At 74.0% G+C, this 24,665-nt stretch carries 22 protein-coding genes and 1 pseudogene; 16 read left to right on the plus strand and 7 right to left on the minus strand.

Going from position 1 to position 24,665, the window contains the following annotated elements; all coding sequences use genetic code 11:
- From ACFQH9_RS21290 to tatB, 3 genes and pseudogenes are all read left to right on the plus strand, one after another.
- Positions 1 to 273 (plus strand): annotated as a pseudogene (locus tag ACFQH9_RS21290) (hypothetical protein); the annotation flags it as partial.
- A gap of 64 nt (positions 274 to 337) precedes the next feature.
- Positions 338 to 2,011, plus strand: a complete 1,674-nt coding sequence (locus ACFQH9_RS21295) for a S1C family serine protease (RefSeq protein WP_379568167.1) — start codon at positions 338 to 340, stop codon at positions 2,009 to 2,011.
- A 19-nt stretch (positions 2,012 to 2,030) separates the two neighbouring features.
- The gene (gene tatB / locus ACFQH9_RS21300) at positions 2,031 to 2,462 is read left to right on the plus strand and encodes a Sec-independent protein translocase protein TatB (protein WP_379568169.1); all 432 of its coding nucleotides are present in this window, start codon (positions 2,031 to 2,033) and stop codon (positions 2,460 to 2,462) included.
- Positions 2,463 to 2,492: 30 nt separating this feature from the next.
- Here tatB and ACFQH9_RS21305 read toward each other — a convergent pair whose 3' ends face one another.
- Complete coding sequence (locus ACFQH9_RS21305; RefSeq protein ID WP_379568171.1) at positions 2,493 to 3,887, minus strand: amidase; 1,395 nt, start codon at positions 3,885 to 3,887, stop codon at positions 2,493 to 2,495.
- The gene (locus ACFQH9_RS21310; protein WP_379568173.1) at positions 3,884 to 4,852 is read right to left on the minus strand and encodes a D-2-hydroxyacid dehydrogenase; all 969 of its coding nucleotides are present in this window, start codon (positions 4,850 to 4,852) and stop codon (positions 3,884 to 3,886) included. The genes ACFQH9_RS21305 and ACFQH9_RS21310 overlap by 4 nt, the downstream gene beginning before the upstream one ends.
- Before the next feature lie 125 nt (positions 4,853 to 4,977).
- Between ACFQH9_RS21310 and ACFQH9_RS21315 the strand changes: the two genes are divergently transcribed.
- The 9 genes from ACFQH9_RS21315 to ACFQH9_RS21355 all read left to right on the plus strand — a co-directional run bounded on the left by ACFQH9_RS21315 (position 4,978) and on the right by ACFQH9_RS21355 (position 14,246).
- Positions 4,978 to 5,490, plus strand: coding sequence for a DUF3830 family protein (locus ACFQH9_RS21315; RefSeq protein ID WP_345380938.1), 513 nt, complete (start codon positions 4,978 to 4,980; stop codon positions 5,488 to 5,490).
- A gap of 36 nt (positions 5,491 to 5,526) precedes the next feature.
- Positions 5,527 to 6,327, plus strand: a complete 801-nt coding sequence (locus ACFQH9_RS21320; protein WP_379568175.1) for a maleate cis-trans isomerase family protein — start codon at positions 5,527 to 5,529, stop codon at positions 6,325 to 6,327.
- Positions 6,328 to 6,410: 83 nt separating this feature from the next.
- On the plus strand, positions 6,411 to 7,160 hold the full coding sequence (locus ACFQH9_RS21325; protein ID WP_465269539.1) for a maleate cis-trans isomerase family protein: 750 nt from the start codon (positions 6,411 to 6,413) through the stop codon (positions 7,158 to 7,160).
- Between the two features lie 52 nt (positions 7,161 to 7,212).
- The gene (locus tag ACFQH9_RS21330) at positions 7,213 to 7,890 is read left to right on the plus strand and encodes a GntR family transcriptional regulator (protein WP_379568179.1); all 678 of its coding nucleotides are present in this window, start codon (positions 7,213 to 7,215) and stop codon (positions 7,888 to 7,890) included.
- A 105-nt stretch (positions 7,891 to 7,995) separates the two neighbouring features.
- A complete protein-coding gene (locus tag ACFQH9_RS21335; protein WP_379568181.1) occupies positions 7,996 to 8,916 on the plus strand; it encodes an AEC family transporter in 921 nt (306 codons plus the stop codon).
- Positions 8,917 to 9,044: 128 nt separating this feature from the next.
- A complete protein-coding gene (locus ACFQH9_RS21340; RefSeq protein ID WP_379568183.1) occupies positions 9,045 to 10,298 on the plus strand; it encodes an aspartate aminotransferase family protein in 1,254 nt (417 codons plus the stop codon).
- Positions 10,299 to 10,440: 142 nt separating this feature from the next.
- Entirely contained in the window at positions 10,441 to 12,078 is a 1,638-nt protein-coding gene (locus ACFQH9_RS21345; RefSeq protein ID WP_379568185.1) for a PEP-utilizing enzyme, read from the plus strand.
- Between the two features lie 7 nt (positions 12,079 to 12,085).
- Positions 12,086 to 12,892, plus strand: a complete 807-nt coding sequence (locus ACFQH9_RS21350) for a PEP/pyruvate-binding domain-containing protein (protein WP_379568187.1) — start codon at positions 12,086 to 12,088, stop codon at positions 12,890 to 12,892.
- Complete coding sequence (locus ACFQH9_RS21355; RefSeq protein WP_379568189.1) at positions 12,885 to 14,246, plus strand: MFS transporter; 1,362 nt, start codon at positions 12,885 to 12,887, stop codon at positions 14,244 to 14,246. The genes ACFQH9_RS21350 and ACFQH9_RS21355 overlap by 8 nt, the downstream gene beginning before the upstream one ends.
- Before the next feature lie 47 nt (positions 14,247 to 14,293).
- Here ACFQH9_RS21355 and ACFQH9_RS21360 read toward each other — a convergent pair whose 3' ends face one another.
- Entirely contained in the window at positions 14,294 to 15,448 is a 1,155-nt protein-coding gene (locus ACFQH9_RS21360) for an Mrp/NBP35 family ATP-binding protein (RefSeq protein ID WP_379568191.1), read from the minus strand.
- A gap of 224 nt (positions 15,449 to 15,672) precedes the next feature.
- Between ACFQH9_RS21360 and ACFQH9_RS21365 the strand changes: the two genes are divergently transcribed.
- On the plus strand, positions 15,673 to 16,086 hold the full coding sequence (locus ACFQH9_RS21365) for a MarR family winged helix-turn-helix transcriptional regulator (protein ID WP_379568245.1): 414 nt from the start codon (positions 15,673 to 15,675) through the stop codon (positions 16,084 to 16,086).
- On the opposite strand, the gene ACFQH9_RS21370 is transcribed toward ACFQH9_RS21365, so the two are convergent.
- Both ACFQH9_RS21370 and ACFQH9_RS21375 read right to left on the minus strand, forming a co-directional pair.
- Positions 16,087 to 16,629 (minus strand): DUF1003 domain-containing protein, encoded by a 543-nt coding sequence (locus ACFQH9_RS21370; protein ID WP_379568193.1) that lies wholly within the window; start codon positions 16,627 to 16,629, stop codon positions 16,087 to 16,089.
- Positions 16,622 to 17,941 (minus strand): magnesium transporter MgtE N-terminal domain-containing protein, encoded by a 1,320-nt coding sequence (locus ACFQH9_RS21375; RefSeq protein ID WP_379568195.1) that lies wholly within the window; start codon positions 17,939 to 17,941, stop codon positions 16,622 to 16,624. The genes ACFQH9_RS21370 and ACFQH9_RS21375 overlap by 8 nt, the downstream gene beginning before the upstream one ends.
- Positions 17,942 to 18,225: 284 nt before the next feature.
- Here ACFQH9_RS21375 and ACFQH9_RS21380 point away from each other — a divergent pair, with 284 nt between their 5' ends.
- From ACFQH9_RS21380 to ACFQH9_RS21390, 3 genes are all read left to right on the plus strand, one after another.
- Complete coding sequence (locus ACFQH9_RS21380) at positions 18,226 to 19,098, plus strand: PhzF family phenazine biosynthesis protein (protein WP_379568197.1); 873 nt, start codon at positions 18,226 to 18,228, stop codon at positions 19,096 to 19,098.
- A 1,465-nt stretch (positions 19,099 to 20,563) separates the two neighbouring features.
- Positions 20,564 to 21,535, plus strand: a complete 972-nt coding sequence (locus ACFQH9_RS21385; protein WP_379568199.1) for an HpcH/HpaI aldolase/citrate lyase family protein — start codon at positions 20,564 to 20,566, stop codon at positions 21,533 to 21,535.
- A gap of 36 nt (positions 21,536 to 21,571) precedes the next feature.
- Positions 21,572 to 22,765, plus strand: coding sequence for an acyl-CoA dehydrogenase family protein (locus tag ACFQH9_RS21390; RefSeq protein ID WP_379568201.1), 1,194 nt, complete (start codon positions 21,572 to 21,574; stop codon positions 22,763 to 22,765).
- 64 nt (positions 22,766 to 22,829) lie between these two features.
- Here the strand turns inward: ACFQH9_RS21390 and ACFQH9_RS21395 are convergent, their stop codons facing one another.
- Positions 22,830 to 24,023, minus strand: coding sequence for a PLP-dependent cysteine synthase family protein (locus tag ACFQH9_RS21395; RefSeq protein ID WP_379568203.1), 1,194 nt, complete (start codon positions 24,021 to 24,023; stop codon positions 22,830 to 22,832).
- A 65-nt stretch (positions 24,024 to 24,088) separates the two neighbouring features.
- On the minus strand, positions 24,089 to 24,358 hold the full coding sequence (locus ACFQH9_RS21400) for a hypothetical protein (RefSeq protein WP_379568205.1): 270 nt from the start codon (positions 24,356 to 24,358) through the stop codon (positions 24,089 to 24,091).
- Between the last annotated feature and the right edge of the window lie 307 nt (positions 24,359 to 24,665).

Genomic DNA, 24,665 nt, shown 5'->3' on the forward strand with positions numbered 1-24,665 from the left:
GCGTCCGGCCTCGCGCTGGGCGCGCTCGCCTTCGGCGTGCTGCCCTCGGCCACCGTGGCGCCCGGCGCGCCGGCCCAGCCGGAGCGCGGCGTGCTCGGCGGCAGCGTGCTGGGCGGCGGCTCGGAGGGCGCGGCGCGGCTCGACACGGGTTCGACCTTCCAGCCCGCGGCGATCCGGAACGGCACCGCCCCGTCGGCCGCGCCGACCACGACACCGACCCCCACCCCGGCGCCCGCGGGCGAGCCGCGGACCGAGCCCCGCACGGAGCGCTGAGCCCGCCGCGTTCCTGCCTCGGCTACGCGGACTTCACCGCCGGTCGGGCAGGCTGGTCCGCACCATGAGCGACGCGCAGGACCCCGCCGACGAGCGCGGGACGGAGGGCGGGAGCCCGGCCGAGCCGGCGGCGGACCGCACGGGACGGGGTTCCGGCGGGCCGGGCACCGCCGAGCCGGACACCGCAGGGCCGGACACCTCGGGGCCGGACACCTCGGGGCCGGACACCGCCGAGCCGCCGCGGGAGTCCCCGCCCCGGCTGCAGTCGCGCGGCCTGGACCGGCCCGCCGTCGACCCCGCCAGCGCCGCGGTCTTCGGGCGTCCCAGCGGGGTCGAGGGTGCCTTCGCCGACCACGGCGCCACCAACGGGCACGTGCGCTCCACCCTCGCCCCGGCCCCGACCGCCGCGCTGGCCAGCGCGTTCGGCCGCCCCACGGCCGGCGCACCCACCCTGCAGCGCCCACCCACCGGCCGCGCCGAGCGCCCCGCGGACGACGACGCGTTCTGGCCGACCGGCGACCCCGCCGGCGTCGACGGGCGCGAGGACCCCTGGCGCCGCCCGGAGAGTCCCGTCGAGCTCGGCCCCCCGCCCCCCGGCGAGGCGGAGCCGGCGCCCGAGCGCGGGCGCGGACCACGGCTCAGCGTGCGGGAGGTCCTGTTCGGCCGCCGCGTCGAGCCGAAGGCGCTCGCGATCCTCGGCGTGCTCGCGCTGCTGATCGGCACGGTCGGCGGGCTGGTCGGCCGGTACACCGCGGAGGGCGCGAACTCGCTCACCGAACCCGGCGCCACGCTCAGCACGACCACCGAGGGCAAGGAGCGCCCGCCCGGCTCGGTCGCGGACCTCGCGGCCCGGGTGCTGCCCGCCGTCGTCTCGCTGGACATCAAGGTCGGCCAGCAGGGCGGCACCGGTTCCGGCGTCGTCATCGACCCGGCGGGCTACATCCTCACCAACAACCACGTCGTCGCCCCGGCGGCCGAGGCGCAGGGTTCGACCGTCCAGGCCGTCTTCAGCGACGGCAGCCGGGCGCCGGCCGCGATCGTCGGCCGCGACCCCAAGACCGATCTCGCCGTGGTGAAGGTGCAGGTCACCAACCCGACGGTGGCCCAGTTCGGGTCGTCGGGCGCGCTCGCGGTCGGTGACGCGGTGATCGCGATCGGCTCGCCGCTCGGGCTGGCCGGGACGGTCACCACCGGCATCGTCAGCGCGCTCGACCGCCCGGTCCGGCTCGACGGCGAGGGCAACGACGTCGCCGTCATCGACGCCGTGCAGACCGACGCCGCGATCAACCCCGGCAACTCCGGCGGCGCGCTCGTGGACTCGACCGGCGCCGTCGTCGGGATCAACACGGCGATCCGCAGCCTCGGCGGGTCGGGGCAGTCCGAGGGCGGCTCGATCGGCCTCGGCTTCGCCATCCCCATCGAGACCGCCCGCGGCATCGCCGAGGAGCTCATCCGCACCGGCGTCGTCACGCACGCCGACCTGGGCGTCAACGTCCGGTCGGTCACGGACGGGCAGGCCGACGGCGCGCAGGTGCAGAACGTCGTGGCCGGCGGGGCGGCCGCGGGTGCCGGGATCCTCGAGGGGGACGTCATCGTCAAGGTCGGGGACCGGGACATCGCGGGCGCGGACGAGCTGATCGTGGCGGTGCGCGAGAAGAACCCGGGCGACGTCGTGCCGATCGAGCTCGTGCGCGACGGGCGCCCGCTCACGGTCAACGCGACGCTGGCGTCGGACTGACACCGCGTACTCTGGCCCCGTGTTCGACAGCATCGGCTGGGGAGAGATCCTGGTCCTCGTCGTGGCCGGGCTGTTCATCCTCGGTCCCGAGCGGCTGCCGAGTGCGGCGGCGTGGCTCGGCCGCACGATCCGCCAGGTCCGCGAGTACGCCACCGGGGCGCAGACCAAGCTGCGGGACGAGCTGGGCCCGGAGTTCGACGAGCTGCGCAAGCCGCTCGAGGACCTGCGCGGGCTGCGCAACTTCAACCCCCGCACCGCCGTGCGTCGCACCCTGTTCGACAACGACCCGGACCCGCTGGGCATGAACGCCCTGCGGTCCAACGGCACGAACGGCAGCAACGGAAGCAGCGGCGGCACGAGCGAGACCGCGCCCGCGGCTCCACCGGCGGCGAAGCCGGTCGAGCGCCTCGCCCCCGACGAGCGCCCCCCGATCGACCCCGACGCCACCTGACGCACCGGCATCCGCGCAGTACGGAACCGGTCATCGCAGCAGGGTCGGCACCTGCTTGTGGTGGTCCGTGGCCTGCTCGAAGGCGTGTGCGGCGGCCAGCACCCGGCCGTCAGCGTGCCGCGGGCCGACGATCTGCAGGCCTACCGGGAGCCCGTCGGACGTGAAGCCGCAGGGCACGCTCGCGGCGGGCTGCTGGGTCATGTTGAACGGGTAGGTGAACGGGGTCCAGCTCGTCCACCGGCCCGAACCGGACGGCGTCTCGCGGCCGCCCTCGAACGCGGGGATCGGCAGCGTCGGGGTGAGCAGCAGGTCGTACTCGCGATGGAAGCCGCCCATCAGCGAGCCCATGTCGTTGCGCACCGCCATGGCGCCGAGGAAGTCCGTGGCCGAGTACGTCGCCCCCAGCTCGGCGATCTCCACGAGCGCCGGGTCCATCCGGGCCCGCTGGTCGGCGGAGTACGGCTCCAGGCACTTGGCCGCGCCCGAGAACCACAGGACGTGGAAGGGCTCCACGCAGTCCGCGAACCCGGGGTCCGCGCGCTCCACGGTCGCGCCGAGCCGCGTGAACACCTCGGCGGCGTTCTCGAAGGCGGACCTGACGTCCGGGTGCACGTCGACGTACCCGAGGGTCGGGCTGATCGCGATCCGCAGGCCCGCGACGCCCTCCACCGCCTGCTCCGCGAAGGACCGCGGGGGCGCGTCGAGCAGCCAGGGGTCGCGGGCGTCGAATCCGGCGATCACGTCGAGCAGCAGGGCGGCGTCGAGCGCGGTGCGGGTCATCGGGCCGACGTGCGCCAACGTGCCGAACGGGCTGCCGGGGTGGTGCGCCACCCGGCCGTAGGTCGACTTGTGCGCGACCGTCCCGGTGAACGCCGCCGGGATCCGCACCGAGCCGCCCGCGTCCGTCCCGAGCGAGAGCGCCCCCATCCCGAGCCCGACGGCCGCCGACGACCCACCCGACGAGCCACCGGCGGTCAGCGACGCGTCCCACGGGTTGGTGGTCACGCCCCACCGCGGCGAGTCCGTGACCCCTTTCCACGCGTACTCCGGCGTGGTCACCTTGCCGAGCAGTACGGCCCCGGCCTCGCGGACCCGCGCGACCGGCGGGCCGTCGACGTCGTACGGCTCGGGCTGCGCGGCGACCCAGGAGCCGCGGGTGGTCGGCCAGCCCTTGGTGAGCAGGATGTCCTTGATCGAGGTCGGGACCCCGTCCAGCGGGCCGATCGGCTTCCCGGCCTTCCACCGTTCCGCCGACTCCCGGGCCGAGACGAGCGCCGAGTCCGCGTCGACCAGCGTGTAGGCGTTGACCGCCGCGTCGTGCTCCTCGATCCGGTCCAGCGCGTCCTGCGTGGCCTGCACCGGGGAGATCTCCCCCTTCTCGTAGCCGGCCAGCAGCTCGGTGGCGGAGAGATCAGCTGTGGTCACGGGGCACCCTTCACATAGCCGAGGGACTTGTCGACGACGTTCTGCAGCGGCTCGCCCGCCCGGTAGCGGGCGAGGTTGTCCAGGAACTGGTCCACCAGCATGCCCCGCCAGCCGACGACGTCGCCGGACATGTGCGGGGAGACGATCACGTCCTGCATGTCCCACAGCGGCGAGTCGGCGGGCAGCGGTTCGGTCTCGAACACGTCGAGCGCGGCGCCGGCGATCCGGCCGTCCTGCAGCGCCGCGACCAGGTCCGGCTCGACGACGAGGCTGCCGCGGCCGACGTTGACCACCTGGGCGGTGTCCGGCAGCAGGTCCAGCGCGGCCTTATCGAGCATGCCGCGGGTGGCCTCGGTGAGCGGGGCGGCGAGGACGAGGACGTCCGCCCGCGGCAGGAGGCCGTGCAGCGCCTCGAAGGGGTGCACTCCGTCCGCGGCGCGGCGCCCGACCAGCTCGGTGCGCAGCCCGACCGCCCCGAGCATGTCCGCGATCGCCCGGCCGATCGGCCCGCTGCCGACGACCACGGCGGTGCGGCCGTGCACGGTGGACGTCTCGCGGTGCCGCCACTCGCGGCGGGCCTGCAGCCGCAGCGTGGTCGGCAGGTCCTTGGCGAAGGCCAGCACCACACCGGTGACGTACTCCGCGATCGGCCGGTCGAAGACCCCGCGGGCGTTGGTGATCCGGGCGGGGTGCTCGAGGATCTCCGGGAACGTCACCTTGTCCACGCCCGCGCTGGCCGTGTGCACCCAGCGGACGGCGTCGGTGTCCGCGGCCCGCCAGGCCGCCGGGACGGCGGGGGAGAGGAAGTCCCACACGAGCAGGACGTCGGCCCCCGACAGCGCCCCGGCCAGGTCGGACGGCCCGGCGAGGCGGATCTCGGCGCCCCCCGCGCGCTCCTCGAGGCCGGCCGGTGGGTCGTCTCCGGTCAGCACGGCGATGACGGGCTGACCTGCGGGAACGGGCACGCCGAAGATCCTTCCGGAAGCGGGGGAGGCGATTGACACGCTAGGAAGCGCTCGTATGATTGTCAACAATCCGCGCCTCTGCGTGGAGCCGAGATCTGCCCCCGACGCCGTATGAGGTGTGTGCGTTGCCCAAGTTCATCCGGATCAGCCTCGAGCGCCGCGGCGTGTCCTGCGTGGCCGAGCTGCTCGAGAAGGAGGCCCCGCGGACCACCGCGGCGGTGTGGGAGGCGCTGGCGGACGGTCCGCTGGGCGGACCGGCGCAGCACGCGAAGTACGCCCGCAACGAGGTCTACTCGATCGTCCCGCGGTTCGGCCCGACCATCGGCCAGGAGAACCCGACGGTCACCCCGATCCCGGGCGACGTCTGCTACTTCGACTTCCACGGCGGGATGCTCGACGCCTCCTTCAAGGAGGACCAGGACATCGACCAGGCCGAGGGCGGCATCGACCTGGCCATCTTCTACGGCCGGAACAACCTGCTGCTCAACGGTGACGTGGGCTGGGTCCCCGGCAACGTCTACGCCACGATCGTGGAGAATCTGCCGGCGATGGCGGAGGCGTGCCACGACGTGTGGCGTTCCGGCAGCGTGGGGGAGCGGCTCGTGTACGAGCGGCTGCCCGAGGGTTCCTCCGAGTAGGACGACCTGCTCGGAGCGGTCGAGTGGAGAGGCACCATGCCCGCTGAACTCTCCGTCGGTCTCGTCGACCCGGACGTCGCACACGGTTCGGCCTCCGGCACGGACGAGTCGTCCGACGACGCACCGGGCGTCGGTGTCGTCGCTCCGTTCGACTTCGCCCTGGACCGCGAGCTCTGGCGCTGGGCGCCGGACGACGTCTCGCTCTACCTGACCCGGCTGCCGTTCTTCACCACGCCGGTCACGGTCGAGATGGCCGTGGCGGTCGGCGACCGCAGGGCGGTGCGCCGGGCGACCCGGGACGTGCTCACCCCGCGGCCCGGCGTGGTCACCTTCGCGTGCACGTCCGGCAGCTTCGTCAGCGGTGTGACGGGGGAGTTCGTGCTCCGCCGGACGATGCTCGAGGCCGGTGCCCCCGAGGCGACGACGACGAGCGGCGCCCTGGTCGACGCGCTGCACCTGCTCGGGGTGCAGAACCTCGCGATCGCCACGCCCTACATCGCGGCCGTGACCGACCGGCTGGTCGGCTACCTCGCCGACAGCGGGATCGCCACCGTGGCGAGCGAGGGCCTCGGGCTGCTCGGCAACATCTGGCGGGTCGGCTACGAGCAGGTCGTGTCGATCGTCAAGGCGGTCGACCGGCCGGAGGCCGACGCACTGTTCATCAGCTGCACCAACCTGCCCACCTACGACATCATCGAGCCCCTCGAGGCGGCCCTCGGCAAGCCGGTGATCACGGCGAACCAGGTCACCATGTGGGCCTCGCTGCGCGCCATCGGCCGGCAGGCCGTGGGCGGCGGACGGCTGCTCGAGATCCCCCTGCAGCGCTCGGTGGCGTGACCCGACCGGGTCGGGCTTGTACGATTGTCGACAAACCTGCCCGACCCGACCCGCGAGGAACGCCCGTGACCCCCACCGCCTCCGTGCCCCCGACCGTCGGGATCCTCTACCCGGGGTACTCCGCCGAGGACGACTACCCGCGCGCCGAACGTCGGCTCGGCGACGGCAGCCGGCTGCCGCTCGTGCACACGCTGATGCGGGAGGACGCGCACCGGGTCGACGCCCTGCTCGACGTCGGCTCCGAGGACATCCTCGCCGACGGGGCGAAGGCCGTGGCCGCGCAGGCGGGGCCGCTGGACTCGATCGTGTGGGCCTGCACCTCCGGCTCCTTCGTGTTCGGCTGGGACGGGGCTGCGGCGCAGGTCAAGGCGCTGCAGGAGGTGGCGCAGGTGCCGGCGTCGAGCACGTCGTTCGCCTTCGTCGACGCCTGCCGCCGGCTCGGGATCGACACCGTCGCCGTCGGCGCCACCTACCCGGGCGACGTGGCCGAGCGGTTCGTCGAGTTCCTCGGCAAGGCCGGGATCCGGGTCCTCACCCTGACCTCGCGCGGGATCATCACCGCGGCGGAGGTCGGGACCCTGACCGACGACGTCGTGCTGGACTTCGCCGCGGGCGTCGCCGCCGACCCGGCGGCCGACGGGGCGCAGGCGATCCTCATGCCCGACACCGCACTGCACACGATCGACGTGCTCGACCGGCTCGACGAGCGGGTGGGCCGGCCGGTGCTCACCGCCAACCAGGTCAGCGTGTGGCAGGGGCTGCGGCTCGCCGGGGCCGACCGCGCCCGCCCGGGCCTGGGTGCGCTCTTCGCCGCCGGCCCGGAGGCGGGCTGAGGCCATGGCACTCGGAGCGGCAGGCACAGCGGCCGGCGGGCCCGGAGCCCGGATGGGGGACCTCGAGCCGATCGACCGCCGGTCGACGGCCGCGATCGTGGCCGACCGCATCCGCGCGGCGATCATGCGCGGCACGTTCCCGCCCGGCACCCAGCTGGGCGAGGTCGACCTGGCGGCGCGGCTCGGGGTGAGCCGCGGGCCGCTGCGCGAGGCCATGCAGCGGCTGGTCGCCGAGGGACTGCTGCGCAGCGAGCGGCACCGCGGGCTGTTCGTCCGCGACCTCGACGCGGCCGACGTCCGGGACGTCTACACCGCCCGCACGGCCGTCGAGCGGGCCGCCGCGCTGCTCCTGCTCGCCGAGCCCGACCGGGGTCCGGCCGTCGCCCGGCTCACGGCCGCGATCTCGGCGATGGAGGCCGCGGCGGCCGCGGGCGACGCAGTCGCGCTGGCCGACGCCGACCACGACTTCCACGCCGAGCTGGTGGCCGCGTCGGGCAGCCCGCGGCTGCACCGGATGGCCCGGACGCTGCTGGTGGAGACGCGGATGTGCCTGGCCGCGCTGCAGCAGACCGCGCCGCCGTCGGAGGACCTGCTCGCGGAGCACCGCACGCTGCGGGACGCCCTCGCGGCCGGCGACGCCGAGCTGATGACCCGGGTCCTCGAGGCCCACATGGCCGACGCGGTCTCCCGCATCCTCGACGTCGCCCCGCCCCCGGCCCTGCCCGCCTGATCCCCGCACCCCGCTCGGCGCGCCTGTGAGCTGCGGCGGGAGACCTGCCGCCGCGGCCGCCCGGGTCGTAGGGTCGGCACACGTGACCGGACTCCCCGCGCGCTCGTGACGGGCATCCTCGAAGGCTTCCTCGTCATCGGCGTGGTCATCGCCGTCGGCTACGGCATCGGCCGGACCGGGGTGCTGGGCCCGTCGGCCACCCAGGTGCTCTCCCGCACCGCCTTCTTCGTCGCCTCGCCCGCGCTGCTGTTCGTCACCCTCGCCCGCGCGGACGTCGGGGCGGTGTTCTCCTCGGCGCTGGTCGTCACCGCCGTCACCAGCACGCTCGCCTGCCTGCTGTACCTGCCGGTGGGGCTCGCGCGGCGGCGCCCGGCCGGGGAGACGGCGATCGGGTCGATGGCCAGCGGCTACGTCAACGCCGGCAACCTCGGCCTGCCGATCGCCACCTACGCGCTGGGCGACGCCGCCGCCGTCGCGCCGGTCCTGCTGTTCCAGCTCGCCGTGCTCACCCCGCTCTACACGACCGTGCTCGACGTGGTGTCCGGTGAACGCACCTCCTGGGTCCGGACGCTGACCGCGCCGCTGCGCAACCCGATCGCGATGGCGACCGCGGCCGGACTGATCGTCTCGGGCACCGGGTGGCTGCCGCCCGAGCCCGTCATGGCGCCGCTGCAGCTCATCGCCGACCTCGCGGTGCCCGGGATGCTGCTGGCCTTCGGGATCTCGCTGCGCGGGGCCGCGCGGCCCGGCACCGGGGAGGTCGGGCCCTCGCTGTGGTGCGTGGTGGCGCTGAAGAACGTGGTCCACCCGCTGCTCGCGCTCGTGCTCGGGGGTGTGGTCCTGGGGATGTCGGGGCCCGCGCTGACCGCGGTCGTCGTGTGCGCGGCGCTGCCCACCGCGCAGAACGTCTTCGGTTACGCGGTGCGGTTCGACCAGGGCGTGCGGTTGGGCCGCGACGCGGCGTTGACGACGACGATCGTCAGCGTCCCCGTGCTGGTCGCGGTCGTCGGACTCCTGTCGGTCTAGGAACGGCTCGTCGGGCCGGTGGCAGGTCGGCCGAACCGGCATGACGCCCCCTTGCCGGGGTACGGTGCGGCATGGTTCCCTGAGATTGTCGACAACCCGACAATCATCGACTCGTGGAGCGGAGTTCCATGGCACAGCTGTCCCCGGTCCTGACCCAGGCCACGCCCGTCCAGGCCGCGCGCGGGGAGGGGGTCCACCTCTACGACACCGAGGGCCGCCGCTACCTGGACTTCACCGCCGGGATCGGCGTCACCTCGACCGGGCACTGCCACCCGAAGGTGGTCGCGGCCGCGCAGGAGCAGGTCGGCACACTGATCCACGGCCAGTACACGACCGTGATGCACCAGCCGCTGCTGAAGCTCGCGGACCGCCTCGGCGACGTGCTGCCGCCCGCGCTCGACAGCGTCTTCTTCCTCAACTCCGGCTCCGAGGCGGTCGAGGCGTCGGTGCGGCTGGCCCGGCACGCCACCGGCCGGCCGCTGATCCTGGCCTTCGACGGCGGCTTCCACGGCCGCACGATGGGCGCCGCCGCGCTGACGACGTCGGGCGCCAAGATCCGCTCCGGGATCGGCCCCATGATGGGCGGCACGGTGTTCGCGCCGTTCCCCTACGCCTACCGCTACGGCTGGAGCGAGGAGCAGGCCGTCGAGTTCGCGCTCGCCGAGCTCGACCGGCAGCTGGTCAGCACCGCCCCCGCGGCCGACGTCGCCGCGTTCCTCATCGAGCCGGTGCTCGGCGAGGGCGGCTACGTGCCCACCCCGCCGGCCTTCCTGCGGGGTCTGCGCGAGCGCGCCGACCGGCACGGCATCCTGCTGATCGCCGACGAGGTGCAGACCGGCTTCGGCCGCACCGGGAAGTTCTGGGGCCACCAGCACACCGAGGACCTCACCCCGGACATCCTCATCACCGCCAAGGGGTTGGCCAGCGGCTTCCCGCTGTCCGGCATCGCGGCGTCCCGGGAGCTGATGAGCAAGGCGCGCCCGGGCTCGCAGGGCGGCACCTACGGCGGCAACGCCGTGGCCTGCGCCGCCGCGCTCGCCACCCTCGACGTGATCCAGGAGGAGGGCCTGGTCGAGAACGCCGCCGCGCAGGGCCGCCGGCTGCTCGACGGGCTGCGCGGCGCCTCGGCCGACGTCAAGCAGGTCGGCGACGTCCGCGGCCTCGGCATGATGGTCGCCGTCGAGTTCACGGCGCCGGACGGCTCGCCGGACGCCGCCACCGCGGTCAAGGCCCACGCGGCCGCGGCCGAGCAGGGCCTGCTCCTGCTGACCTGCGGCCCGTTCGGCAACGTCGTCCGGTTCATCCCCCCGCTGATCGCCACCGCCGAGCAGGTCGACGAGGCCCTGGCGCTCTGGAGCAAGGCCCTCACCAGCGCAGCCTGACGCGGCGAACGGGTGGTGGCGTTCCGATGAACGGGTGAGATCGCCGAGGTAACGCATCGCGTCGCGGTGCGAGTCCCTCATACCCGTGTCCGGTGTCGAGACCCATGACGGGTTCGGGCCGGGAGCGGCGGAGGGGAGCCCCGTGGACGACGAGGCGTTCGTGCCACCGAACGGCGGCACGTGGGAGCTGGACACGACCCACCTCAGCAGACCGCTGAGCTGGTTCATCAGATCGCCGCTGGTCTCCGGATTCCCGCGCGGGTTCGCCGACGGCCTGTCGCGGTACGGGCTGCTGCTCGGCCGCTACGAGGTCGCGGTGATCGGTGGTTTCATGTACGCGCAGGTCGTCCCCTTCGGCGCCGGCGGAACGGCGACACCCGAGCAGATGCAGGCCCGGGTCGCCACCTCGGCCCGGGCGTTCGCCGAGCGGTTCTGGCGGGAGGACCTGGCCCGGTGGGACGAGGTGGTCAAGCCCGGCGCCGTGGCGGCTCACCTGGCCGTGCAGGCGGTCGAGCCCGCGGAGTTGTCGGACGAGGAGCTGGCCGCGCACGTCGGGCGCTGCCGGGACCACCTCGAGTCGATGATCGAGCTGCACCACCGCTACAGCGCGCCGTCGCTGATGGCGACCGGGGACTTCCTGGCCGGCGCGCTGGAGTGGACCGGCGCCACCGCCGGCGAACTGATGGGACTGCTCCGCGGGACCTCGGCCATCTCCACCGGTTTCGCCACCGCCGAGCTGGAGGCGCTGGCGGAGGTCGTCGCGGCCTCCGACACCGTACGGGCGGTCCTCGCGACGCCCGCCGGCCCGCAGGCGACGCTCGACGCCCTCACCGCCGATCCCGATGCGGGTCCGGCCGCGCGGGCGTACCTGGACGCGGTCCGCTACCGGTCGATCGGTTACGACGTCGGCGACCCGTGCGCGGGCGAGCTGCCCGCGATGCTGGTCGGCGCGATCCGGGCGGCCGTCCTGGCGCGGAAGACCGGGGTCGACGACGGGGACGCCGCCCTGACCGCGATCCGCGCGCGGGTCCCCGCCGAGCACCTGGCCGAGTTCGACGACCGCCTGCACGAGGCGCGACTGGCCAACCGGCTGCGGGACGAGCGGGCCACCTATTCCGACGGGTGGGCCGTCGGCCTCGCCCGCCGCGCCGTGCTCGAGGCCGGGCGACGGCTCGCCGCCCGGGGCGCGCTCGCCGATCCGGAGCACGCCGTCGACGCGGACGCCGCCGAACTGACGGCGCTGCTGCGGGGCGAGCCGGGTCCGGCCACGCAGGAGGTCGCCGAACGGTTCCGGCGGCGGACGACGCGGACCGTCGACGACGCTCCGCCGACCATCGGGCCGCCGCCGCCACCACCTCCCCCGCTGGAGGAGCTCCCCGAGCCGGCCCGGCGCGCCGCGCTCGCGGTCGACGCCGCGATGTCCAACTTGTTCGGGGTGCCGGACACCGCCAACTCGGCGACCGTGCTCCACGGGCTCGCGGTCAACACGGGTGTCCACGAGGGTCCGGCCCGGCTGGTCGCCGACGGCACCGACTTCGACCGCGTCCAGCCCGGTGACGTTCTCGTCACCCGGATGACCTCTCCGTACTTCACCGTCGTCCTGCCGCTGCTCGGAGCGGTCGTCACCGACCGGGGCGGCCAGCTCAGCCACGCCGCGATCGTGGCCCGGGAGTACGGGATCCCGGGCGTGGTCGGGACCCGCGAAGCCACCCGGCTGATCCCGGACGGCGCGCGCGTGCGGGTCGACGGGACCACGGGCGAGGTGCGGCTGTTGAGGTGAGGGCGGCATGCTCCTGTTGATTCCGCTCCCCGAGGCCACCGACCAGGCCGTGTTCGGGGGCAAGGCGGTGGCGCTCGGGGTGGCCGCCCGGGCCCGGCTCCCCGTGCCGGCGGGCTTCGCGCTGTCCGTCGACGCCGTCGAGGCGGTGGTACGCGAGGACCCGGAGGCGCTGGCGGCGCTGGCCGCCGCCTGCACGGACGGCGGCCCGCGCGCGGTCCGGTCCAGCGCCGTGGGCGAGGACTCCGGTGCGGCCAGCTTCGCGGGCGCGCACAGCACCGTCCTGGGCGTGAGCCGGCCCGAGGCCGTGGTGGCGGCCGTCCGGCGGGTGCACGCCTCCGGCGATGCGGCAGTCGCCCGCGCCTATCGCGGTCGGCTGGGCCTCGGCCCCTGCCGGATGGGCGTGGTGATCCAGGAGCTCGTTCCGGCGGACGTCGCGGGGGTGCTGTTCACCCGCAACCCCGTCACCGGTGCCGCGGAGCGGGTGATCGAGGCGAGCTGGGGCCTCGGCGAGGCCGTCGTCGCCGGTCTGGTGGTGCCGGACCGGTACCGGCTCGACGCCGAGGGCCGGGTGCTCGAGCGGGCGACGGGGGAGAAGGACGTGGCGCTCCGCGCCGGTCCGGCGGGTACCGAGGAGGTGGTGGTCGCCGGGCAGGCGGTGCACGCGCCCTGTCTGGACGACTCGCAGCTCGCCGCGCTGCACGCGCTGGCCGGCGCGTGCGACGCGGTCTACGGCACGACGGAGCACGACATCGAGTTCGCCTTCTCCGGCGGTGCCGTGTTCCTCCTGCAACGACGGCCGATCACCGGTGGCTGATCCCCACGTCGGGCGGTCGCTCGGCGCGGCCCTGCTCGCCTCGTCACTGATGCCGCTCAACTCCACCATGATCGCGGTGGCCCTGCCGGAGATCGCCCGCGAGTTCGCCCGACCGCCCGGGACGGTGGCGCAGGCCGTCGTGGCCAGCTACCTCGTCGCCGCGATCGTGCTGCAGAGTCCGGGCGGCAAGCTCGGCGACCGCCTGGGCCACTGGCGGATGCTCGCCCTCGGCCAGGTGCTGGTGGCAGCCGGCGCCGTACTCGGACTGATCGCCGGAGCACTCGGCGTGCTCGCGGTGGCCCGTGTGCTGATGGCGGCGGGCGGGGCCGCGATCGTCCCGGCGACCGTGGCCCTGCTGCGGATCGAGCTGCCCGCGCAGCGGCGCGGCCGCGCGTTCGGCCTGTTCGGGGCCATGATGTCGCTGGCAGCCGGTATCGGGCCCGTGGTCGGTGGCGAACTCGTGCGCGCCTTCGGGTGGCCCAGCATCTTCGCGGTCAACCTGCCCGTGATCGGGATCGTCGCCCTGCTCGTGGCCACCGCCCGCCGGCGGGAGGCGGAACCGCAGGACCGCGCGCGGTTCGACGTGCTCGGAAGCATCCTGCTCACGGCGACACTGGCTGCGCTGGTCGTGGGCCTGGAGGCGACCGGAACGGCCGGCGTCGCCCTCCTGGTCACCTGCGTGGCACTTCTCGTGCCGTTCGTGTGGTGGGAGCGGCGGGCCACCGACCCGGTCCTGGCCTTCGGGCTGTTCCGCTCGGCGGCCTTCACCGCCGGGTCGCTGCTCGTCGCGCTGCAGAACCTGGTGATGTACACGCTGCTGTTCGAGCTGCCGCAGGTGCTCGCCGCGCTGCTCGCGACCGACGCGGCCGCGACCGGTCGGCTCCTCGTCGCGATGATGGCCGCGGTCGTCCTCGCCTCCCTGGTCGCCGGGCGGCTCACCGACCGTGTCGGGCCGCGGCCGGTCGCGGTCGGCGGGGCCGTCGCCTGCCTCGCTGCGGTGGGCCTGCTGGCGGCGGGGGACCTGTCCTCCCTGCGGCAACTGGTGCTTCCGCTCGCCCTGCTCGGTCTCGGCATCGGGCTGGCCACCCCCGCCGCGCAGACCGCGTCGCTGGCCGCCGTCCCGCGCGAGCGCAGCGGCGCCGCCGCCGGCATCGGGTCGACGATGCGCTACCTCGGCGGGGTCGTCGGCGTCGCCCTGCTCGGGCGCCTGGTCGACCTCACCGGCGACCGCTCCGCCGTCCTCGGCGAGCACCGGAACGTCCTCGGTGTGTTCGCCGCCGCACTGCTGGCCGCCCTGGTGTGCGCGGTCGCCCTGCCCGGCCGGTCGGCAGTACGGGTCCCGGACGGCTCGTGACCGACCGACGAACTCGCCGACCCGCGTTCAGCGCCCGGCTCGCGAGATCACCTGCGGACGGGGGAGAGGCCCAGGCTCATCCCGGCCAGCCCGCGGGAGCGGACCGTGAGCGTGTCGGCGATCCCGGTGAGCACCTGCGCCGCGGCCGTGTCCGGGCTGCGCAGCACGATCGGGGTGCCGGAGTCGCCGCACTCGCGCACGCCCGGCTCGAGCGGCACCTGGCCGAGCAGCGGGACCTGCGCGCCGAGCGCCCGGGTCAGCCGGTCGACGACGGTCTGGCCGCCGCCCGACCCGAAGACCTCCATCCGCGAGCCGTCGGGCATCTCCAGCCACGACATGTTCTCGACCACGCCGGCGATCCGCTGCCGGGTCTGCAGGGCGATCGAGCCCGCCCGCTCGGCCACCTCGGCCGCGGCCTGCTGCGGGGTGGTGACCACGAGCAGCTCGGCGTTCGGGATGAGCTGCGCGGTGGAGATCGCGATGTCGCCGGTGCCGGGGGGCAGGTCCAGCAGCAGGACGTCCAGGTCGCCCCAGAACACGTCCGCCAGGAACTGCTGCAGCGCGCGGTGCAGCATCGGGCCGCGCCACACGACCGGAGTGTTGTCGGCGACGAACATGCCGATCGAGATGACCTTCACGCCGTGCGCCTGCGGCGGCATGATCATGTTGTCGACCTTGGTCGGCCGGTCCGCCGCGCCGAGCATCCGCGGGATCGAGTGCCCGTAGATGTCCGCGTCGACCACGCCGACGTGCAGGCCCTTCGCGGCCATCGCCGCGGCCAGGTTCACGGTGACCGAGGACTTGCCGACGCCGCCCTTGCCGGAGGCCACGCAGTAGACGCGGGTCAACGAGCCGGGCTGGGCGAAGGGGATCTCCGGCTCGTCGGAGTCGCCGCGCAGCTGGCGGCGCAGGGCCGTCCGCTGCTCGTCGCTCATCACGTCCAGCTCGACGCGGACCTCGCTCACACCGGGGACGGCGGACACCGCCTCGGTCACCCGGCGGTTGATGGTGTCCCGCATCGGGCAGCCGGCGACCGTGAGGTAGACGCCCACCTGCGCGACGCCGTCCGGGGACACCGTGACGCCCTTGACCATGCCGATCTCGGTGATCGGTTTGCGGATCTCGGGGTCCTCGACCTTGCTCAGCGCGGCGCGGATCGCCTGCTCGACGGCCTCGGTGCTGGTGTTTCCCATGAGGGACATCTGGGTCTCCGCTGAACCTTCCTCGTCGACGAGTGCCGCGAGAGGGTTCACGGCCTGTCGCTTCCCATGCTACGTGCGGTGCCGTCCGCGCTCTCGCGTCCGTAGCATCTACGGACGTGACGGACATCGCCGAAGGGCGGGCTGGATCCGACAGCCTGCGCACCACGCGGTCCGCGCACGGGGGGAAGGACCGGTCGGCGCACGTCGTGCCCAGGCCGGAGGAGATGGCGGCGTGGCGGGCGTTCCTCAGGGCGCACGCCACGATCACCCGGGCGCTGGAGACCGAACTCGTCGCGGAGCAGGAGCTCTCGCTGGCGGCCTACGACGTGCTGGTCCAGCTCGCGGAGGCACCCGGGCGAAGACTGCGGATGACGGAGCTGGCCGACGCCGTGCTGCTCTCCCGGTCCGGGGTCACGCGGCTCGTCGACCGGCTGGAGCGGGCCGGGCTCGTGCGCCGCGCACGGGTCGCGTCCGACGGCCGGGGGGTCACCGCGGGGCTCACCCCGGCCGGCCTGGACCGGCTGCGGACCGCCTCGCGCACCCACCTGCGCGGGGTGACGAGCCACTTCGCCCGCCGCCTCGACGCCGACGACCTGGCCGCGCTCGAACGGATCTGCTCCCGGCTGGTCGTCAGCTGATCAGCGGCGGCGGGCGGGCTTGGCCTCCCGCTTCTCCGGGCGCTTGTCCGTGTCCTCGCCGCGCACCGCGGCCTCCACGGTGGCCTCGAGGTTCTGGCCCAGCCGCTCCAGCTCGCCGCGCAGGTAGTCGCGGGTGGCGACCTCGCCGACCGCCAGCCGCAGCGCCGCGAGCTCGCGGGCGAGGTACTCGGTGTCGGCCTTCGTGCGCTCGGCGCGGCGACGGTCCTCCTCGAGGGCGATCCGGTCCCGGTCGTCCTGCCGGTTCTGCGCGAGCAGGATCAGCGGCGCCGCGTACGCCGCCTGGGTGGAGAAGGCCAGGTTGAGCAGGATGAACGGGTACGGGTCCCACTGCAGGTGCCAGCTGACCAGGTTCAGCCCGATCCAGACGATCACGATGACGGTCTGGATCGCCAGGTAGCGGCCGGTGCCGAGGAAGCGCGCGATGCGCTCCGCGGCGCTGGCGAAGCCGTCCGGGTCGAACTCCAGCCGACGACGGCCGAGCAGCGGCTGGTCGAGGCGGCGGCCCGTCTGCAGCTCAGGCATGCGAGCCTCCCGTCCGTCCGGACCTCGCGGGTCCCGTCCCGTTGCGCGCGAGCTCGGCGACCCCGGGCTCGACGTGCCCGAGGGCCGGCTGGTCCCGCCAGCCCTCCGGCAGCAGGTGGTCGAGCAGGTCGTCGACGGTGACCGCGCCGAGCAGGTGGTCCTCCGGGTCGACGACCGGGCCCGCCACCAGGTTGTAGGTGGCGAAGTAGCGGGTGATCTCCTCGATCGAGGCGTCCGGCTCGAGCCGGGCGAGCTCGCTGTCGACCAGCCCCGCGACCAGTTCGAACGGCGCCTCGCGCAGCAGCCGCTGGCTGTGCACGCACCCCAGGTAGCGCCCGGTCGGCGTGGCCGAGGGCGGGCGGCACACGAACACCATGCTCGCCAGCGCGGGCGGCACGTCCGGGTTGCGGACGTGCGCGAGCGCCTCGGCGACGGTCGCGTCGGGCCGCAGCACGATCGGCTCGGGCGTCATGAGGCCACCGGCGGTGCGCGTCTCGTACGTCAACAGCCGCCGGACGGGCTCGGACTCCTCGGGCTCCATCAGCGCGAGCAGCCGTTTGGCCTCCTCGGCGTCGAGCTCGCCCAGGAAGTCGGCGGCGTCGTCCGGCGACATGGCCTCCAGGACGTCCGCGGCCCGCTCGGAGTCCAGGTGCGCGAACAGCACGCGCTGGTCGTTCTCCGACAGCTCCTCGAACACGTCGGCCAGCCGCTCGTCGTCGAGCGCGTCCACGACCTCGCGCTGGCGCTTGCGGGGCAGCTCGGACAGGGCGGCGGCGACGTCGGCCGGGCGCATCGAGTCGAACACCGCGAGCAGGCCCTCGGTGCCCTGCCGGTCGGAGAGGGTCAGACCCTGCACCGCGCTCCACGGCAGGACCTGCACCGGGTTGCGGCGGCCGAGCCGGCGCGGACCGGTCCGCACGGCGAGCCGGCTCACCACCCAGTCCCGGCTGCGGGTCGGCTCGATCGCCGCGTCGACCACCACGGCGGGCTCGCCGGACTCGCGGATCGCGACCGGCGCGTCGAGCATCTGCCCGAGCACGAGCGTCTCGTTGGGACGCTGGTGGAAGCCGGACAGGCTGACCGAGCCGCTGGCCAGGGTGACGGCCGCGGGGTCGACGTCGGCCACGCGCAGCATCGGCACGAAGATGCGCCGGCGGCTGCCCAGCTCCACCACGAGGCCGAGCACCCGCGGCGGGGTGGCGTCGAGCCGCAGGGTGGTCACGACGTCGCGCACCTTGCCGATCCGCTCGCCGTCGGGACCGAACACGGCGAGGCCCGCCATCCGTGCCACGAAGATCCGCGCCGCGCCCATGGGCACAGAGTAGGCCGTCGGCCCAGGTGGGGCGGGGGTCGGAGCGACAACCCGAGGCGCCGGACCCGCCGGTCGGGTCGGTGGGGCCCGGTCTCCGGGAGGCCCGGTTCCCGTCGCCGGCCCGAGGAGACAGCTGTAGAACCCGGTCGTCGCGAGCGGTGACCCGGTGGTGGCGGAGCCGCAGCTCGTACCGGGCGTATCCGTGAGGCCGACAACGCAGCGCGGGTGCCCCTCGAGCGTCGCGCAGCAGGTCGGGTCGTTCGGCGGTCTCCTAGGCTCGGCCCGTGCCGACCCTGCGCTTCGACGTCGTCGACGTGTTCACCGACCGCCCCTACGCCGGCAACCCGCTCGCCGTGGTCCGCTGCGAGCAGCACGAGCCCTCGGGCGCGGCGATGCAGGCGATCGCCGCCGAGTTCCACCTCTCCGAGACGGCGTTCACGCTGCCGCCGACCACCCCGGAGGCGGACTACCGCGTGCGGATCTTCACCCCGGCCGTGGAACTGCCCTTCGCGGGGCACCCGAGCGTCGGCGCGGCCTGGGTCCTCGCGCGCGACGGCGCGATCCGGCACGGCGACGTCGTCCAGGAGTGCGGGGCCGGGCTGCTGCCGGTCTCGGTCGACGCCGACGGCGCGCGCGTCGCGGGCGGACGGCCGGAGGTGGGCGACGACCTCGATGCCGCCCTGCTCGCCGCCGCGGCCGGGCTGACCCCGGACGACGTCGACGGCGCCGCCGCCCCGGGCGTCGCGGGGGCCGGCGTGCCGTTCGCCTTCCTGCTCGTCCGGCCCGACGCGGTGGCCCGCGCGACGCCCGACGCCGAGGCCGTCCGCGCACAGACCGAGGGGCTGACCGGGCTCGTGGTCGCGAGCGTCTCCGGCGACGCCCGCCAGGTGCACCTGCGGATGTTCGGCGCCGGAGTCGGGGTGGACGAGGACCCCGCGACGGGGTCGGCCGCCGTCGCGCTCGGGGTGTTCCTCACCGACCGCGGGCTGCTCGAGCCCGACGGACCCTCCGCCTTCACCATCGCCCAGGGCGCCGAGATCGGCCGCCCCTCGCGGCTCGACGTCGAGGTGCGGGCCGAGGGCGGGCGCGCGGTGGCCACCACGGTGCGGGGCGGGGTGGTTCCGGTCTCGCGGGGCGAGCTCACCGCCCTGCCCTGATCCCTGCCTCCACGCTCTTGCGCTCGTCCTGGGCTGCGCGTCGTGCCGATGCGCCTCGAGGCCGACCGGGTCGGCGGCCTCCGGTCGGGCGTCCGATCGCGGTTCCGGTGCGGTCTCGCATCCGCTCGGACGCGGGCCACCCACTCGGGCCCAGCACATCCGCTCCGCCTTCGCACATCCGCTCCGCCTTCGCACATCCGCTCCGCCTTCGCACATCCGCTCCGCCTTCGCACATCCGCTCCGCCTTCGCACATCCGCTCCGCCTTCGCACATCCGCTCCGCCTTCGCACATCCGCTCCGCCTTCGCACATCCGCTCCGCCTTCGCACATCCGCTCCGCCTTCGCACATCCGCTCCGCCTTCGCACATCCGCTCCGCCTTCGCACATCCGCTCCGCCTTCGCACATCCGCTCCGCCTTCGCACATCCGCTCCGCCTTCGCACATCCGCTCCGCCTTCGCACATCCGCTCCGCCTTCGCACATCCGCTCCGCCTTCGCACATCCGCTCCGCCTTCGCACATCCGCTCCGCCTTCGCACATCCGCTCCGCCTTCGCACATCCGCTCCGCCTTCGCACATCCGCTCCGCCTTCGCACATCCGCTCCGCCTTCGCACATCCGCTCCGCCTTCGCACATCCGCTCCGCCTTCGCACATCCGCTCCGCCTTCGCACATCCGCTCCGCCTTCGCACATCCGCTCCGCCCTCGCACATCCGCTCCGCCCTCGCACATCCGCTCCGCCCTCGCACATCCGCCCCGCCCTCGCACATCTGCTCCGGCGCGGTCACACACCCCTGGCGTTCGCCGAACACCCCGTCGACGGGGTGTATGGCGCGTCGGCGGGTGTGCGGGCCCGAGAGGTCCGGCCTGCGGGGCCGGACGCCTCTGCACGGCGCCGGCTCGTTCAGCTCGTCCTGCCGCCGTCCGCTCCGCACTCCGCGCCCCTCCCGGGCCCGCTCGCGGCCGGCGGACTGGCGGGGTGGCGAGTCGGGGGAGTCGCGGCGGCCCGGGGGTGTCGCACACCCGTTCCGGCGTCGTACACGCCGTCGACGGGGTGTGCCGCCGTCCTTGGAGGTGTGTGGCCGCGCCATAGCGGGTGTGGCACGACGACCGCGGGGGTGGGACGACAACGGCGCGTGTGCGGGGACACGGCCCGCCCGCGCGGCGGCTGGTGTGGCCCGTCCGTCACGGGTGTGCGGCCTACGCCCACACCCAGCCGCCCGCCCGGACCCCGTCGGGTGTGACACGGCCCCGGCGGGTGTGGGCACGCCCACCGCGGGGATGCGGGACACCGGCACGACAGCGCCGACCCGCACCCCCCACCTCGACCGTCCGGTCGGAGGGGTGGTACCGGCTGGTAACCCCCGGCCACCTTGTGTGGGTGAGAAACCAATCACCTGACGGCGCGCTGGGGGCCCGGACGTGCCAGCATCCCTAGCGGCCCCGATCAGCGACGAGGAGTACGACAGTGACGTCCGAGAGCACCCGCCCGCTCCGCCCCCGCCGGTCCTGCCTGGCGGTGCCGGGCTCGAGCCAGAAGTTCATCGACAAGGCGCGGACGCTGGACTCCGACCAGGTCTTCCTGGACCTCGAGGACGCCTGCGCCCCGCTGGCCAAGCCGGGCGCCCGCAAGACCATCGTCGCCGCGCTGAACGAGGGCGGCTGGGGCGAGAAGGCCCGCGTGGTCCGGGTCAACGACTGGACCACCGAGTGGACCTACCGGGACGTCGTCGAGGTCGTCGAGGGCGCGGGTGCCAACCTCGACGCGATCATGCTGCCGAAGGTGCAGACGCCGCAGCAGGTCGTCGCCCTCGACCTGCTGATGACGCAGATCGAGAGGTCCCTGGGCTACGAGGTCGGGAAGATCGGCATCGAGGCGCAGATCGAGAACGCCCTGGGCCTGACCAACGTCAACGAGATCGCCACCGCGAGCCCGCGCGTCGAGACGATCATCTTCGGCCCGGCGGACTTCATGGCGTCGATCAACATGAAGTCCCTGGTCGTGGGCGAGCAGCCGCCCGGCTACGACGTGGGCGACGCCTACCACCACATCCTCATGTCGATCCTGATGGCGGCCCGCGCGCACGACAAGCAGGCCATCGACGGCCCGTACCTGCAGATCAAGGACGTCGACGGCTTCCGCCGGGTCGCCGGCCGATCCGCGGCCCTGGGCTTCGACGGCAAGTGGGTGCTGCACCCCGGCCAGATCGAGGCGGCCAACGAGACCTTCAGCCCGTCGCAGGAGGACTACGACCACGCCGAGAACATCCTCGACGCGTACGAGTGGTTCACCTCCGAGGCCGGCGGCAAGCGGGGTGCCGCGATGCTCGGCGACGAGATGATCGACGAGGCCTCCCGCAAGATGGCCCTGGTGATCTCGGGCAAGGGCCGTGCCGCGGGTATGCAGCGCACGGACAAGTGGACCCCGCCGGAGGCGTGAGGGCCCGGTAGCGCACGACTTCAGCGAGGAGGAACCATGGCCCGCCTGGCCCAGACCGCCGGTCTCACGGACGTGCAGGAGGAGATCGTCTCCACCGTCCGCACGTTCGTGGACAAGGAGATCATCCCGCACGCCACCGCCCTCGAGCACGAGGACGCCTACCCGCAGGACATCGTCGACGGGATGAAGGAGATGGGGCTGTTCGGCCTCACCATCCCGGAGGAGTACGGCGGCCTGGGCGAGTCCCTGCTGACCTACGCCCTGGTCGTCGAGCAGATCGCCCGCGGGTGGATGAGCGTCTCCGGCGTGATCAACACGCACTTCATCGTGGCGTACATGCTGATGCACCACGGCACCGAGGAGCAGAAGCAGAAGTACCTGCCGAAGATGGCGCTGGGGGAGACCCGGGGCGCCTTCTCGATGTCCGAGCCGGACCTCGGCTCGGACGTTGCGGCGATCAAGACCCGTGCCAAGCAGGACGGCGACGACTACGTCATCGACGGCGCCAAGATGTGGCTGACGAACGGTGGCTCGTCGAACCTGATCGCGCTGCTGGTCAAGACCGACCTCGGGCAGCCGAAGCCCTACCAGAACCTGACGACCTTCCTGGTGGAGAAGCCGTCCGGCTTCGGCGAGGTCGCGCCGGGCCTCACCATTCCCGGTAAGATCGACAAGATGGGCTACAAGGGCGTCGACACCACCGAGGCCGTGTTCTCCGGCTTCCGGATCCCGGCGGCGCAGATCCTCGGCGGTGAGCCCGGCAAGGGCTTCTCGCACATGATGGACGGCGTCGAGGTCGGCCGGGTCAACGTCGCCGCCCGTGCCTGCGGCATCTCGATCCGCGCCTTCGAGCTGGCCGTGGAGTACGCCCAGCAGCGCAGCACCTTCGGCAAGCCGATCGCCGAGCACCAGGCCATCGCGTTCAAGCTCGCCGAGATGGGCACGAAGGTCGAGGCCGCGCACCTGATGATGGTCAACGCGGCCCGGCTCAAGGACCGCGGCGAGCGCAACGACGTCGAGGCCGGCATGGCGAAGCTGCTCGCCAGCGAGTACTGCGCCGAGGTCACCCAGGAGGCCTTCCGGATCCACGGCGGCTACGGCTACTCGAAGGAGTACGAGATCGAGCGGCTGATGCGCGAGGCGCCCTTCCTGCTGATCGGCGAGGGCACCAGCGAGATCCAGAAGACGATCATCTCCCGGGGCCTGCTCAAGGAGTACCGCTCCCGCTGAGCGCGTGAGTCCCCGCCGTGAGGCCCCGCCGCGACCCGGCGGGGCCTCCGCGTTCTCGGGGCTCCTACAGCACGCCCGTCTCCAGGAACCGCTCGATCCGCTCCGTGTACGGGGCGAGGTCGAGGCCCTGGGCGGCGACCCAGTCGTCGTCGTAGTAGCTGTGGCGGTAGCGCTCGCCGCCGTCGCAGATGAGGGTCACCAGGCTGCCGCGCCTGCCCTCGGCCAGCATCCGCGCGACCAGGGTGTAGACGCCCCACAGGTTCGTGCCCGTGCTCCCGCCCGCGAAGTGCCCGGTGCGCTCGTGCAGGTGGCGCACGGCGGCGATGCTGGCGGCGTCGGGCACCGGGAGCATCAGGTCGATCACCCCGGGGACGAAGCTGGGTTCCATCCGCGGCCGGCCGATGCCCTCGATCCGGCCGGGCCGGCCGGTGGCGTACTCCGCCGCGCCGCTGGCCCAGCCGGGCAGGAACGCCGAGTTCTCGGGGTCGACCACGGCGAGCCGGGTCGGCAGCCGGCGGTAGCGCAGGTAGCGGCCGATCGTCGCCGACGTCCCGCCGGTGCCGGCGCCCACCACGACCCAGTCCGGGACCGGGTACCGCTCCTGTGCCAGCTGGGCGACGATCGACTCGGCGATGTTGTTGTTGCCCCGCCAGTCCGTTGCTCGTTCGGCGTGGGTGAACTGGTCGAGGTAGTGCCCGCCGCACTCCGCCGCGAGTCGCTCGGCCTCGGTATAGATGGTCGGCTCCGCGAGCTCCGCCTCCGCGGAGATGGTCGGCTCCGCGAGCTCCGCCTCCGCGGAGATGGTCGGCTCCGCGAGCTCCGCCTCCGCTGAGACCTGCACCCCGTGCTCCACGAAGTGGCAACGCCCGCCCTGCCGCTCGATCAGCGCGATCTTCTCCGGGCTCGTCGAGCGCGGCATGACGGCCACGAACGGCACCCCGATCAGCCGGGCGAAGTAGGCCTCGGACACCGCGGTGGAGCCCGAGCTGGCCTCGACGACCGTGGTGTGCGGTCCGATCCGGCCGCTGACCAGCGCGTACAGGAACAGCGAGCGGGCCAGCCGGTGCTTGAGGCTGCCGGTCGGGTGCACGGACTCGTCCTTCAGGTAGACGTCGACGCCCCAGGCCGCGGGCATCGGCAGCACGTGCAGGTGGGTGTCCGCGGAGCGGTTCGCATCCGCCTCGACCCGGCGCACCGCCTCGTCGACCCACGCCCGGTCCGGCCCGTCCGCCTCCCGGGCCTCCCCCTCGAACTCCACGGCGCGACCGTAGCCACCGGCCGGGGTGGACGGACCACCGCCCGACCCGAAAGGACGGTCCGGCCCTATTCGCGGCCCGCTCCGAAACGACGGACCCGGCCGCGTCCTTCGCAGTGGGGACACAATCGGAAGGACTTGGTGTACACGGCACCGAATTTCCGCGGATTGCCCTTGCACCTCGGGCACGGCTTGTACGGATGGAGGATCACGGAGACGACGTATCCCGCTGCGGCGAGGCCGGCCAGCCACAGCAGGACCAGCAGGCCGGAGGGCCCCTCACCCGTGGCGTCCGGCGCCGCCACGAGGATCTCCCCGACCGACGACAACACGATCATGACCCACACCCCCGTCGGCGGGTACGGCGGATCGCCGCCCCGAGCACCGATTTCTCGGGCACACTCGGGCCGTCCCGGAATTCCCCGTCGGATTTCCCCCGGCCGTACTCGCACTCGCTCCCCGAATTCCACGGTACGTATCGCCGGTCGTGCACCAATACCTCCGAACGGCGCAACTCGACCGGGTGGCCGAGGGAGCCGGGCGAACCGGACGAGGGCAGGCGGCCGTGCGGGGCGGCGGGGGAGCCGCCGGGGCGGCCGGACGACCATGGCCCGCACCGCAGCGGTTCCGGCCGCGTGCCTCTAT

Origin of the sequence: Pseudonocardia lutea (assembly GCF_042658055.1) — a bacterium.
GTDB classification, from domain to species: domain Bacteria; phylum Actinomycetota; class Actinomycetes; order Mycobacteriales; family Pseudonocardiaceae; genus Pseudonocardia; species Pseudonocardia lutea.